At 62.4% G+C, this 12,691-nt stretch carries 17 protein-coding genes and 1 tRNA gene; 3 read left to right on the top strand and 15 right to left on the bottom strand.

Features of this window, described 5'->3' with window-relative positions; all coding sequences use genetic code 11:
• Positions 1-189: 189 nt before the first annotated feature.
• The gene (locus B5F94_RS14425) at positions 190-1,200 is read left to right on the top strand and encodes an SPFH domain-containing protein (RefSeq protein ID WP_087331101.1); all 1,011 of its coding nucleotides are present in this window, start codon (positions 190-192) and stop codon (positions 1,198-1,200) included.
• A 1-nt stretch (position 1,201) separates the two neighbouring features.
• Positions 1,202-1,405, top strand: coding sequence for a PTS ascorbate transporter subunit IIC (locus B5F94_RS14430; RefSeq protein WP_087331103.1), 204 nt, complete (start codon positions 1,202-1,204; stop codon positions 1,403-1,405).
• A 43-nt stretch (positions 1,406-1,448) separates the two neighbouring features.
• Here the strand turns inward: B5F94_RS14430 and B5F94_RS14435 are convergent, their stop codons facing one another.
• From B5F94_RS14435 to B5F94_RS17070, 15 genes are all read right to left on the bottom strand, one after another.
• Positions 1,449-1,901: a MarR family transcriptional regulator gene (locus B5F94_RS14435; RefSeq protein ID WP_087331105.1), complete on the bottom strand. Its 453-nt coding sequence runs from the start codon at positions 1,899-1,901 to the stop codon at positions 1,449-1,451.
• Positions 1,902-1,962: 61 nt separating this feature from the next.
• A complete protein-coding gene (fabZ, locus tag B5F94_RS14440) occupies positions 1,963-2,397 on the bottom strand; it encodes a 3-hydroxyacyl-ACP dehydratase FabZ (RefSeq protein ID WP_087331107.1) in 435 nt (144 codons plus the stop codon).
• Positions 2,398-2,402: 5 nt separating this feature from the next.
• On the bottom strand, positions 2,403-3,644 hold the full coding sequence (gene fabF / locus B5F94_RS14445) for a beta-ketoacyl-ACP synthase II (protein ID WP_087331109.1): 1,242 nt from the start codon (positions 3,642-3,644) through the stop codon (positions 2,403-2,405).
• Between the two features lie 18 nt (positions 3,645-3,662).
• On the bottom strand, positions 3,663-4,406 hold the full coding sequence (gene fabG / locus B5F94_RS14450; RefSeq protein ID WP_087331111.1) for a 3-oxoacyl-[acyl-carrier-protein] reductase: 744 nt from the start codon (positions 4,404-4,406) through the stop codon (positions 3,663-3,665).
• 4 nt (positions 4,407-4,410) lie between these two features.
• Positions 4,411-5,337 carry an ACP S-malonyltransferase gene (gene fabD, locus B5F94_RS14455; protein WP_087331113.1) on the bottom strand — a complete coding sequence of 309 codons (927 nt, stop codon included), beginning with the start codon at positions 5,335-5,337 and terminating at the stop codon, positions 4,411-4,413.
• A complete protein-coding gene (locus B5F94_RS14460) occupies positions 5,334-6,260 on the bottom strand; it encodes a DUF561 domain-containing protein (RefSeq protein ID WP_087331115.1) in 927 nt (308 codons plus the stop codon). Before B5F94_RS14460 ends, fabD begins: the two co-directional genes overlap by 4 nt.
• 50 nt (positions 6,261-6,310) lie before the next feature.
• Positions 6,311-7,261 carry a beta-ketoacyl-ACP synthase III gene (locus tag B5F94_RS14465; RefSeq protein WP_087331118.1) on the bottom strand — a complete coding sequence of 317 codons (951 nt, stop codon included), beginning with the start codon at positions 7,259-7,261 and terminating at the stop codon, positions 6,311-6,313.
• On the bottom strand, positions 7,258-8,079 hold the full coding sequence (locus B5F94_RS14470; RefSeq protein ID WP_087331120.1) for an acetyl-CoA carboxylase carboxyltransferase subunit alpha: 822 nt from the start codon (positions 8,077-8,079) through the stop codon (positions 7,258-7,260). The genes B5F94_RS14465 and B5F94_RS14470 overlap by 4 nt, the downstream gene beginning before the upstream one ends.
• Entirely contained in the window at positions 8,069-8,935 is an 867-nt protein-coding gene (accD, locus tag B5F94_RS14475) for an acetyl-CoA carboxylase, carboxyltransferase subunit beta (RefSeq protein ID WP_087331122.1), read from the bottom strand. Before accD ends, B5F94_RS14470 begins: the two co-directional genes overlap by 11 nt.
• Positions 8,932-10,317, bottom strand: a complete 1,386-nt coding sequence (gene accC / locus B5F94_RS14480) for an acetyl-CoA carboxylase biotin carboxylase subunit (RefSeq protein WP_087331124.1) — start codon at positions 10,315-10,317, stop codon at positions 8,932-8,934. Before accC ends, accD begins: the two co-directional genes overlap by 4 nt.
• A gap of 4 nt (positions 10,318-10,321) precedes the next feature.
• Positions 10,322-10,747, bottom strand: coding sequence for an acetyl-CoA carboxylase biotin carboxyl carrier protein (accB, locus tag B5F94_RS14485; RefSeq protein ID WP_087331126.1), 426 nt, complete (start codon positions 10,745-10,747; stop codon positions 10,322-10,324).
• 56 nt (positions 10,748-10,803) lie between these two features.
• A complete protein-coding gene (acpP, locus tag B5F94_RS14490; protein ID WP_087331127.1) occupies positions 10,804-11,034 on the bottom strand; it encodes an acyl carrier protein in 231 nt (76 codons plus the stop codon).
• Between the two features lie 249 nt (positions 11,035-11,283).
• Positions 11,284-11,496, bottom strand: a complete 213-nt coding sequence (locus B5F94_RS14495; RefSeq protein WP_087331129.1) for a hypothetical protein — start codon at positions 11,494-11,496, stop codon at positions 11,284-11,286.
• A gap of 120 nt (positions 11,497-11,616) precedes the next feature.
• Positions 11,617-11,690 (bottom strand) — tRNA-Gln (locus B5F94_RS14500).
• Between the two features lie 120 nt (positions 11,691-11,810).
• Complete coding sequence (locus tag B5F94_RS17070) at positions 11,811-11,939, bottom strand: hypothetical protein (protein ID WP_255396452.1); 129 nt, start codon at positions 11,937-11,939, stop codon at positions 11,811-11,813.
• A gap of 177 nt (positions 11,940-12,116) precedes the next feature.
• Between B5F94_RS17070 and nrdR the strand changes: the two genes are divergently transcribed.
• Positions 12,117-12,572: a transcriptional regulator NrdR gene (gene nrdR, locus B5F94_RS14505; protein WP_087189029.1), complete on the top strand. Its 456-nt coding sequence runs from the start codon at positions 12,117-12,119 to the stop codon at positions 12,570-12,572.
• Positions 12,573-12,691: the final 119 nt, after the last annotated feature.

Raw genomic sequence — 12,691 nt, forward strand, 5'->3', positions numbered from 1 at the left:
CAAGTAACAGTCCTTACGCAGCTGGCAGACCGTATTACGCGTTGCACGCGTCCGCGAGGAACAGAGGGCTATGCCCGCATAGTGACAACCACCAGCTTCGCTGGTGGTTGTGTTCATTGTCCTCCTCTTGACAATCTGATATTTTGATGATATTATTTTGATATCAAAAAGAGAGCGGGAGGTGCTCTTATGGAAGAGAAGATTTTAACCGGCAAGAAAAAGGGTATGCCCATGCTGCTGCTCATTCTGGCTCTGTATGTGCTGGCGGTCATCGGCATCGTGTGGGCCGCCGTTCAGGATGAGACCGGCGGCATGGATGTGGCGGCAATCGTCATTTTGATCGTGAGCATCGTCTGGGCGTCCCTGGGCTGGATCTTCCTGTGTGGCCTGAAGGTACTCAAACCTCAGGAGGCCCTGGTGCTCACCCTGTTCGGCAAGTACATCGGCACGCTGAAGGGGGAGGGCTTCTACTACGTCAACCCTTTCTGCTCCGGGGTCAATCCGGCAGCCCAGACCAAGCTGAACCAGAGCGGTGACGTGGATGGCGGCAGCAAGGCGGAGAAGAAGGCAGAAGCCCAGGCGGCCGGTAAGAAAATTTCCCTGAAGATCATGACCCTGAACAACAACCGCCAGAAAATCAACGACTGCCTGGGCAACCCGGTGGAGATTGGTATCGCCGTCATGTGGCGAGTGGTGGACACCGCCAAGGCGGTATTCGACGTGGACAACTACAAAGAGTACCTGTCCCTCCAGTGTGACAGCGCCCTGCGGAACATTGTGCGTATCTACCCCTATGACGTGGCCCCTAACGTGGACACCACCGGCGACGGCATCGCCGACGAAGGCAGCCTGCGGGGCTCCAGCGAGGTGGTGGCCTCCCGCATCAAGGATGAGATCCAGAGCAAGGTGGCTCAGGCCGGACTGGAGATTATCGAGGCCCGCATCACCTACCTGGCCTATGCCCCCGAGATCGCCGCGGTGATGCTCCAGCGGCAGCAGGCATCCGCCATCATCGATGCCCGGAAGATGATTGTGGACGGGGCGGTCGGCATGGTAGAGATGGCCCTGGAGCGGCTCAGCGAGAAGCAGGTGGTGGAACTGGACGAGGAGCGGAAGGCAGCCATGGTGTCCAACCTGCTGGTGGTACTTTGCGGCAACCGGGACGCCCAGCCGGTGGTCAACTCCGGCAGCCTGTACTGATATGGCGGGCGATGGTAAGAAGCAGGTGCCCCTGCGCCTGTCCCCCAAGCTGTATGCAGCCATTGCGGCCTGGGCAGAGGACGACTTCCGCTCGGTGAACGGACAGATCGAGTATCTGCTCACCGAGTGCGTCCGGCAGCGGAAAAAGAACGGCAAATATGTGTCCGATGAGATCGATGTGCCGCCGGAACTGGATATCCAATGAAAAAAGACGTGCTGCCACGGCAGCACGTCTTTTTTTGATTGGTTCAGGCCTCGGCGGAGCCCAGACGGATTTCCGGCATCAGCTCTTTGCTGATGATGGAGAGCATCTCCTCCAGTTTGGCACATTCAGCGGGGGTGAACCGCTCCCGCATCCGCTCGGTAACTACGTGTACATAGTCGTTGCTGATGTTGTAATACTCCTTGTACTTTTGGGTTACCTGCAGGTGGTACTCTCGCTTGTCATGCTCCGACTGGATCTTCTGGACATAGCCCTTGCGGATGAGACTGTTGATCTTATAAGCCGCATTGGGCGGGGAAATACGCATAAAGGAGGCAAACTCGTTGATGGTGGGGGACCCAAGGGCCTGGATGGTCTCCATAGCGAAGGTCTCCACCGTGGTCAGGCTGGCCTCCCGGTTCTGGAACCGCTCGAAGATCTCCTGATAAAAGTGAAGTTTAAATTTCGTATACACTATCTCAAATTTCTCTTCCAGCATACCCGTGCCTCCGCATTTTTGATCTTTTTCTTATTATAACAAACGGCGGAGGGGAGGGCAATCAGGAATCCTTACCCAGGGCAAAAGTGAGCTCCGCCGTGGCCGCCACCTGTCCGTTGACGGTGGCCTTGGCCTCCCCGATGCCCACCGGCCCTTTCTGCTTGGTGAGGGTACATTCCAGCTCCAGCACGTCGCCGGGGGTCACCTGGCGGCGGAACCGGGCGTTCTTGATGCCGCCGAAGAAGGCGATCTTGCCCCGGTTCTCCGGCAGGGACAGCAGGGCTACCGCGCCTACCTGGGCCAGGGCCTCCAGAATGAGGACGCCGGGCATGACGTGGTACTGGGGAAAGTGGCCCTGGAAGAAGGGCTCGTTGACGCTGACGCACTTGATGCCCTTGGCCCACTTGCCCGCCTCACCGTCCACGATGCGGTCCACCAGGGCGAAGGGGTAGCGGTGGGGCAGAATCTCAGCAATCTGATTGGAGTTGAGTTCCATAGCGTTTAACCCTCCCACTTCTTGAACAGCACGCAGGCGTTGTGACCGCCGAAGCCCAGGGAGTTGGACAGGGCGTACTGGATGTCGGCATTCCGGCCCTGGTTGGGCACATAGTCCAGGTCGCAGGCGGGATCGGCCTCCTGATAGTTGATGGTGGCGGGCAGATATCCGTCCTTCAGGGTGAGGGCAGAGAAGATGGCCTCCACCGCACCGGCGGCGCCCAGCATATGGCCGGTCATGGACTTGGTGGAGCTGACTGCCAGTTTGTAGGCGTGGTCGCCGAACACCGTCTTGATGGCGTCGGTCTCGCCGGAGTCGTTCAGGGGGGTGGAGGTGCCGTGGGCGTTGATGTAGCCCACCTGCTCGGGGGCCACGCCGCCGTCGGACAGAGCCTGGGCCATGGCCCGGGCGCCGCCCTCCCCGTGGGGAGCGGGGGCGGTCATGTGGTAGGCGTCGCAGGTGGCGCCGTAGCCCACCACCTCGGCGTACACCTTGGCCCCCCGGGCCTTGGCGTGCTCATACTCCTCCAGCACCAGGATACCGGCGCCCTCGCCCATAACGAAGCCGGAGCGCTGGGCGTCAAAGGGGATGGAGGCCCGGTTGGGGTCGTCCCCCACATGGAGGGCCCGCATGGTGGTGAAGCCGCCGATGGACAGGGGGGTGATGGCGGACTCGGCGCCGCCGCACAGCATCACCTCGGCATAGCCGTCCCGGATGTGGCGGAAGGCGTCGCCCACGGCGTTGGAGCCGCCGGCGCAGGCGGTGACGGGGCAGGTACACATACCCCGGAAGCCAAAGGCGATGGCAATGAGGCCGGCGCCCATGTTGGCGATGGCGGAAGGGATGTAGAAGGGGGAGGCCCGGTCAAAGCCCTTCTCGGAGCAGCGGGTCTGCTCAGACTCGGTAACCCCGATGCCGCCGATGCCGCTGGAGACGATGACGCCGCAGCGGGTGCGGTCGATGGACTCCAGATCCAGACCGCTGTCGGCCACCGCCTCCTTGGCGGAGGCCATAGCCAGCTGGGAGTAGCGGGCCATGTGGCGTACTTCCTTCTTATCCAGCACGGAAGTGGGGTCCCAGTCCTTTACCTCGGCGGCCAGATGGACCTTCTGAGGGGCGGCGTCGTACTGGGTGATGGGGGCGATGCCGCACACGCCGTTGCGGACGGCCTGCCAGGTGTCGGCCACGTTGTGGCCCAGGGGATTCACGGTCCCCATGCCGGTAATGACGACTCTGCGTTTTTCCATAGTTGATCTTGTTCCTCCTCACATACCCATGCCGCCGTCGACGGAAAGGACCTGTCCGGTGATGTAGGCCGCCTCATCGGAGGCCAGGAAGGCCACGGCGGCAGCCACGTCCTCGGGGGTGCCGGCCCGGCCGGCGGGGATGGTGGACAGCATGGCCTCCCGGGCGGCCTCGGGAAGGGCAGCGGTCATGTCGGTGGCGATGTAGCCGGGAGCAATGGCGTTGACGGTGACACCCCGTCCGCCCAGTTCCTTGGCCAGGGACTTGGTCATGCCGATGACGCCTGCCTTGCTGGCGCAGTAGTTGATCTGGCCGGGATTGCCCCGGAGGGCCACCACCGAGCTGAGGTTGATGATGCGGCCGTAGCGGGCCTTCATCATGGGCCGGGCGGCGGCCTTCATGCACAGGAAGGCGCCCTTCAGGTTGGTCTCGATGACCGCGTCGAAGTCCTCCTCCTTCAGCATCATGGCCAGGTTGTCCCGGGTGATGCCGGCGTTGTTCACCAGGATGTGGAGGCCGCCCAGCTCTTTCACGGCGGTGTCCATCAGGGCCTTCACGGCGGCGGGGTCGGCCACGCTGCCCTGAACGGCACGGGCTTCCACACCCAACTCCTTGAGGGCGGCCAGGGTTTCCTCGGCGGCGGCAGTGTTGCCGGCGTAGGAGAACACCACGTTGGCGCCCCGGCGGGCCAGCTCCAGGCAGATAGCCTTGCCAATACCCCGGCTGCCGCCGGTGACTACGGCGATTTTTCCATTCATGCTCATACAGTTATCCTTTCAAAGCAGCGGAGAGAGCCTCGATGTCGGCGACGGTCTCCACAGCGTAGGTCTTGATGGAGGGGGCGGTCTTTTTCACAAAGCCGCTGAGGGCCTTGCCCGGGCCGATCTCCACGATGGTGTCCACACCCAGCGCCTCCAGGCGGCGGATGGTGTCCTCCATGTAGACGGAGGACTGGACCTGCTTCTCCAGCAGAACGGGGATGGTGTCGTTTTCGCCCATCTCATGGCCCAGGCAGTTGAAGAGCACCGGGAAGGCCATCTCTCCAAAGGTGACGCTCTGGAACTTCTCCCGCAGGGCGTCGCCGGCGGGGGCCAGCAGAGAGGTGTGGAAGGGGCCGCTGACCTTCAGAGGGAGACAGCGCTTGGCGCCCAGCTCCTTGGCAATGGAAGCGGCCTTGTTCACCGCCTCCTGGGCACCGCCGATGACCAGTTGGCCGGGGCAGTTGTAGTTGGCGATCTCCACCACGCCCGCGTCGGCGGCCTGATCGCAGGCCTGCTGCAGCTTCTCACGGTCCAGACCCAGTACGGCGGTCATGCCGCAGGGGATACCGGCAGCGGCGGAGGCCATGGCCTTGCCACGGAAAGCGGCCAGGGAGATGGCCTGGGCGGGGGTAAACACCCCGGCGGCCTGGAGGGCGGAATACTCGCCCAGGCTGAGACCGGCGGCGTAATCGGGCCGGATGCCCATCTCATACAGGATGGCGGTCATACCGGCGGCAAAGGCCACCATGCAGGGCTGGGTATACTCGGTCTGGTTCAGCACCCCGTCGGGGTCGGTGAAGGAGACGGTTTTCAGGTCAAAGTCCACATCGGCGCTGTCCAGCACGGCTTTGAATACAGGATAGGCCTCATAGAGGTCGGCCCCCATGCCGGGATGCTGGCTGCCCTGTCCGGCGTACAAAAAGGCGAGGCTCATACGTTCAGTCCTTTCACAACGGCCTGACAGCCGCTCATCATGTCCTCAAAGATGGCCCGCAGGGGACGGACCTCCTTTACCATGCCGGCCACCTGACCGGCCATAAAGCTGCCGGTGTCCAGGTCGCCGTCAAACACCGCCCGGCGGAGGGAGCCCAGGGTCAGCTTCTCCATCTCTTCCAGAGGCAGGTTCTGCTTCTCCATGCGCAGGTACTCCCGGGCCATCTTGTTCTTCAGCACCCGGACGGGGGCGCCGCCGGTGCGGCCGGTGACGGTGGTATCGTTGGCCCCGGCCTTCACCACGGCCTGCTTGTAGTTGTCGTGGATGGGGCACTCCTCACTGGCCAGCAGGCAGGTGCCGATCTGCACGCCGCAGGCACCCAGGGCGAAGGCGGCGGCCATCTGGCGGCCGTCGGCAATGCCGCCGGCGGCGATGACGGGCACGCTCACCGCGTCCACCACCTGGGGCACCAGGGCCATGGTGGTCATCTCGCCCACATGGCCGCCGCTCTCGGTGCCCTCGGCGATAATGCCGTCAATGCCGTAGCGCTCCAGACGCTTGGCCAAGATGGGGGCGGCTACCACGGGGAACACCTTGATGCCCGCGGCCTTCCAGGCGGGGACGTACTTGCCGGGGTTGCCGGCGCCGGTGGTCACCACCTGGACACCCTCCTCTACCACCACGCGGGCCAGATCCTCAATGTGGGGATTCATCAGCATCAGGTTGACGCCGAAGGGCTTGTCGGTGGAGGACTTGGCCACCTGGATCTCACGGCGCAGGGCGTCGGCATCCATGCCGCCGGAGCCGATGAGGCCCAGAGCACCGGCATTGGATACGGCGGCGGCGAAAGCGCCGGTGGCCACGTTGGCCATGCCGCCCTGGATAATGGGGAATTCAATCCCCAACAATTCGTTCAGTTTCATAGTAAGCTCCTTATCAAAGAAACGGGCGGCGTACTCGACGCCCCACCGTTTTATGCCAATTCCAAAAGGGCTCCCGCCCAGGTCAGGCCGCCGCCGAAGCCCACACACAGGGCCTTCTGGCCGGAGGTCAGCTGACCGGAGGTGACCAGCTCATCCAGCAGCAGGGGCACGCTGGCGGCGGAGGTGTTGCCGGTGCGGGCGATGTTGCCGGTACATTTGGCGGGGTCCACTCCCAGCTTCTTCACCGCAAAGTCAATGATGCGCTGGTTGGCCTGGTGGAACACGAAGCGGTCCACGTCCTCCAGGGTGAGGCCCGCCTTTTTGAGCACCTCTTTGGCGCAGCGGGGCAGGGCCTCTACCGCGAAGCGGAACACCGCCTTGCCATCCATATGGATGTAGGAGGGATCGGTGCTGTTGGCTCCGGGGACGTACAGGGCTTCCTGATTGCCCCGGCAGCCCAGCACTCCGCAGAGGGAAGGATAGTCCGCCCGCCACTCCACCACGGCGGCTCCCGCGCCGTCTCCAAAGAGAACGCAGGTGGAGCGGTCGGTGAAGTCGGTGATGCGGCTCAGGGCCTCCACGCCCACAATGAGGCCGTACTTCCGTTCTGCGGTGGCCAACAGGCATTCCGCTGTATGGAGACCGTACACAAAGCCGGAGCAGGCGGCGTTCAGGTCGAAGCACACCGTGTCCTCCGGAAAGCCCAGATCCCGCTGGAGGATGCAGGCGGCGGCAGGGGTGAGAAAATCCTGGGACAGGGTAGCCACGATGCATACCCCGATCTGTTCCGGGCTGATGCCGGAGCGCTCCAGAGCCTGTTTGGCGGCGGCCAGGCACAGGGAGGTGTGGCTCTCCCCTTCGGTACAGTGGTAACGGCTGCGGATACCGGTGCGGGTGGCGATCCACTCGTCGTTGGTGTCCACGATCTTGGACATATCGTCGTTGGTCACCGCCCGGCGGGGCAGGGCGGAGCCGGTGCTCAACAGTTTGATTCCGTTCATGGGCGCTCCTTTCTCAGGGCCTTGCTGCCCATTAAGCGGAATTTTTTGTAGCGCTGGGTGGCCAGAGCCTGACCGTTCAGCTTGTTCAGTGCCGCCAGCTCCTTGGCCAGGACGGCGTCCAGGGAGCGGCAGACGGCATGGAGGTCGGTATGGGCTCCCTGGGTGGGCTCGGGGATCACGGCATCGATGACGCCCAGCTCCAGCAGGTCGGCGGCGGTGAGCTTCATCACGTCGCAGGCCTCGTCGCTGCGGGAGGAATCCTTCCACAGGATGGCGGCAAAGCCCTCGGGGGAGAGGACGGAGTAGACGGCATTTTCCAGCATGAGTACCTTGTTGCCCACACCCAGAGCCAATGCGCCGCCGCTGCCCCCCTCGCCGGTGACCACCGAGATCACCGGGACGGTGAGGGCGGAGGAGAGAGCCAGAGTACGGGCAATGGCCTCGCCCTGGCCCCGGGCCTCGGCCTCTAAGCCGGGATAAGCGCCGGGGGTGTCGATGAAGGTGATGACGGGGCGGCGGAACTTCTCCGCCTGCTCCATCAGCCGCTGGGCCTTGCGGTAGCCCTCGGGGGAGGGCATACCGAAGTGGTAGGCCAGGTGTTCCTCCAGGGTGCGGCCCTTCCGGTGACCGATGACGGTAACCGGCTGGCCGTGGAAGAGGGCCACGCCGCCCAGAATGCTGCCGTCATCGGCGCACAGGCGGTCGCCCCGCTGCTCAAAGAAATCGGTGAAGAGGGCGGCGATGAAGTCCGCGGTGCCCGGCCGGTCCTGATGGCGGGCCAGAGCCACCCGCTGAGCGGGAGTCAGGTTATTTGCCACGGTCGTTCCCTCCTTTCCCGTGCAGTTTCAGCAGCTGAATCAGGGTGTCCCGCAGCTGGGTCCGGGGGACGATGGCGTCCAGAAAGCCGTGTTCCAGCAGGTACTCGGCGCTCTGGAAACCCTCAGGCAGCTTCTCGCCGATGGTCTGTTCGATGACCCGGGGGCCGGCAAAGCCGATGAGGGCGCCGGGCTCGGCCAGCATGATGTCGCCCAGGCTGGCAAAGCTGGCGGTGACGCCGCCGGTGGTGGGGTGGGTGAGCACGGAGATGTACAGCCCGCCCTTGCGGGAGAACCGCTCCAGGGCGGCGGAGGTCTTGGCCATCTGCATCAGGGACAAAATGCCCTCCTGCATCCGGGCTCCGCCGCTGGCGGAGAAGAGGATGAGGGGCAGCTTATATTTTTCGGCATACTCCACCAGCCGGGTGACCTTCTCGCCCAGGGCGGCGCTCATGCTGCCCATGAAGAACCGGCTGTCCAGAGCACCAATGGCCACTTTCTGGCCATTGATACGGCCGGTGGCAGTGACCACCGCCTCGTTCATGCCGGTGCGGCGGCGGGCTCCCTCCAGCTTGGCGGAGTAGCCGGGGAAGGACAGGAGGTCGTTGGAGGACAGGGCGGCGTCCAACTCCCGGAAGGTACCCTTGTCCAGCACCAGGCTGAGGCGATAATAGGCCCCGATAGGATAGTGGTGGCCGCACAGGGGGCAGACGTACCGGGCAGTCACCAGATCCTTGCGGCGGAAGGTGCCGCCGCAGGCGGGACAGGTCTCCTCGGTATGGGCGGGGGCGGGGGAACTGCCCCGGAGGGCCTTCAGGGAGAGCAGCTTCTGACGCCGCTGGGCAAAGACGTTGCTCATGCCTTAGGTTCCTCCTCTCCGCTGCGGCTCCAGGCCAGCAGGGTGTCCATGTTGGCCTCCAGGTAGCCGGTGTTATAGTTGCCCCGGATGAAGTCGGGGTGGTGCATGATCTGATGGAGCAGATCGGCGTTGTTGGCAGGACCCTCGATGATGAGCTCCTCCAGGGCCCGGCGCATCCGGCGGATGGCGTCCAGCCGGGTGGGGGCGTGAACAATGAGCTTTGCCATCAGGGAGTCGTAGTAGGGGGGCAGGGTGTAGCCGGTATACAGGCCGGTGTCCACCCGCACCCCGCAGCCGCCGGGTAGGTGCACGAAATCGATCTTGCCCGGGCAGGGGCGGAAGTCGTTGGCCGGGTCCTCGGCGTTGATGCGGCACTCGATGGCGTGGCCGTTGAGGGTGACCTCCTCCTGGGTGCGGGACAGGGGGAGACCGGCGGCAATACGGATCTGCTCCCGCACCAGGTCCATGCCGGTAACCAGCTCGGTGACCGGGTGCTCCACCTGGATCCGGGTGTTCATCTCAATGAAGTAGAAGTTGCCCTCCGGGTCCAGTACGAACTCAATGGTGCCGGCGTTCTCATAGTGGGCGGCCTTGGCGGCGGCCACGGCGGCGGCTCCCATACGCTCCCGCAGCTCGGGGGTGAGGGCCTTGGAGGGGGACTCCTCCAGCAGCTTCTGGTTGCGCCGCTGGATGGAGCAGTCCCGGTCCCCAAGCTGGATCACATGACCCTGGGAATCGGCCAGGATCTGGAACTCGATGTGCCGGGGGTTGAGGATCAGCTTCTCCAGGTACATCTCTCCACTGCCGAAGCAGGCCACCGACTCGCTGCGGGCCTCCTCAAAGAGGGGGATCAGCTGGTCGGGCTCAAACACCCGGCGCATACCACGGCCGCCGCCGCCGGCGGCAGCTTTGATGAGCACAGGGTAGCCGATGGAGTCGGCCAGGGCTTTGGCCTCCTCGGCGGTGTCCACTGCTCCGTCGGAGCCGGGGACCACCGGCACACCGGCGGCCACCATCAGCTTGCGGGCGGCGGCCTTGTTGCCCATGGCCCGGATCACATCGCCGGAAGGGCCGATGAAGGCAATGCCCGCCTGGGCACAGGCGTCGGCGAAATCGGCGTTTTCCGACAGAAAGCCGTAGCCGGGGTGGATGGCATCGCACCCAGTGGCCTGGGCCACGGTGAGGATGGCGTCCACATTTAAGTAGCTGTCCGCCGAGCGGGCGGGGCCGATGCAGTAGGCCCGCTCCGCCAGCTGGACATGAAGAGCCTCCGAATCGGCCTGGGAGTAGACCACCACAGGCTCGATGTCCAGCTCCCGGCAGGCCCGGAACACCCGGACGGCGATCTCGCCCCGGTTGGCGATCAAAATACGCTTGAACATGGAATCACCCTTCCCGGTAACGAATGAGGGGGTCCCCAAAGGACACCAGAGCCCCGTCCTCCTGAAGAATGGCCTCGATGGTGCAGTCGCAGGGGGCGTGGACCTCATTCATCATCTTCATGGCCTCCATGAGGCAGACGGTCTGGCCCTTCTTCACCTTGTCGCCCACCTTGACGAAGGGCTCGGCGTCGGGGGCGGAGGCGGCATAGAAGGTGCCCACCAGGGGGGCGGTGATGCAGGGACCATCGGGCTGAGCCGCCGGGGTGAGCGCAGCAGCGGCAGGTGCGGGTGCGCCCACGGGAGCGGCGGGAACGGCAGCGCTGCCGCCTTTGCCCAGCTCCAGGGTAAAGTCCTTGGTATTCAGCTTGAAGGTGGTGATGCCGCTCTGGTCAAAGCGGGCCATCAGCTCAAAAATCTCTTGGTTGGTCATAACGGCTCCTTTCGGAAAAAAGGCATCGGTTTGCACCGATGCCCGTTTTCTTCCTCTTACTCAGCGTGATCCTCGATGTACTTCATCAGGTCGCCCACGGTCTTCATGTTGGGCAGGTCCTCGTCGGCGATGGTCACGCCGAAGGCCTCCTCCAGAGCCATGGACAGTTCCACGGCAGCCAGGGAATCGGCCTCCAGGTCCTCGGACAGGCGGGCGTCGGGGGTCACCTTGTCGGCGTCGCAGCTCAGGGTCTCCACAATGATATCCTTAATCTTCTCGAAATCCATGGTAATGCTCCTCACAAAACAATTCAAAAATTTTAGTTAAATCATTTTACTTAAAAATTTTTAAATAAAATAATTTAAGCATATTTTAGCAGGCGGAAGTGATTTGTCAAGACTTTTTTTGGAAACTCCAGAGGATAATCTTCAGAACTGTTCAAATTCACGAAAAAAGCGCAAAAAAAGCGCCCTGCGATTGGATCGCAGGGCGGGGATTGGGGGTAAGTAGCCGCCCTGAAGGGGGCGGCGTGGGGCTCAGCAGCAGCGACAGCAGCCGCAGCCGCAGGAGGTGTCCTCCTCCCGATCGGCAGCCCACAGGAAAGCCGGGATGGTGAGATAGACCTGACGGCCGCCGGCGGTGCCGGACAGGTCGGACAGGGTCAGGCCGGAGAACAGGTCACTGGAAGTGGTCCTGTTGTTCTCAGAGGCGCCGCAGCGGCAGCAGCGATTCCGGTTGTTACAACACATGATGAAGTACCCCCAATCAAAATCGTGACGGGCCTTTGCCCCCCACAGCCCAGTATACGCAGGCTGGGGACGGGAGGTACCGAAAAAGAAAAAAGCGAGACAACCGAAGTTGTCTCGCTTTGGCAGCGGGAGAAGGATTCGAACCCTCACATACAGAGTCAGAGTCTGCTGTGCTACCCTTACACAATCCCGCTATTTGTTTGCCACTCTCGTGAGCGCAGGTGTTATTATAGCAAACTACAGAGAAATGTCAAGAGGAAAAATGAAAAAAATAAAAAATTGTGGGCCGGATATTCCGGCCCACGAAAAAGGGGTCAATGACGGTTGGGATCACCGGTCTTATCCTGGGGCTGCTCCTGCTTCTTGCTCTGGGGATGCTTGCAGTCCTGGGGAGCGGGATTCTGGTTTCTGGACTTCTTCTGCTCGTTATGCTGGTTCTGCATGGTGCTCACCTCGCTTTCACCGTTCCTAGCTTGCCCCGGTGTTTCCTGATTTATACAAAAACTTTCTCATTTCAGGGATACCAACGGGCAACAAAGTATGGTATAATAACACGACAGAAGCTACTATATTTTGCCTGGGCCTGGCCTGGAGCTGTGTTTCAAAGGAGGGCTGCCGCTGTGAGATGTCCGTTTTGTTCTCACCCGGAGAGCAAGGTTGTGGACTCCCGTCCATCCGACGAAGGGTCCAGCATCCGCCGCCGCCGGGAATGTCTGGCCTGCCATAAGCGTTTTACCACTTATGAGACCATGGAGAGTCTGCCCCTGATGGTAATTAAAAAGGACGGCAGCCGTCAGACCTTTGACAAGACCAAGCTGCTCAACGGCATGATCCGGGCCTGTGAAAAACGGCCGGTGGCTTTTGCCACCCTGGAAGATATGGCCAATGAGATTGAACAGGTCCTGCAAAACGACATGGACCGGGAGATTCCCTCCGCCCGCATTGGCGAATTGGTGATGGAGCGGCTGAAAAAGGTGGATGAGGTGGCCTATGTCCGTTTCGCTTCGGTCTACCGTCAGTTTAAGGACATCAGCACCTTTATGGAGGAACTGAACAAGCTTCTGGCGGAGAAGTAATGACCTAATCCCCTGAAAAACGGCGGCTTGTCCGCCAAGTTTGACCCCAAGCATGAGCGAGAGTGCGTTGGAAAAACTCCGACGCACCCTCGCTTTTTTCATCCCCTGATGCCGCAGAG

This window comes from Flavonifractor sp. An4 (assembly GCF_002161755.1).
Lineage (GTDB): Bacteria > Bacillota > Clostridia > Oscillospirales > Oscillospiraceae > Flavonifractor > Flavonifractor avicola.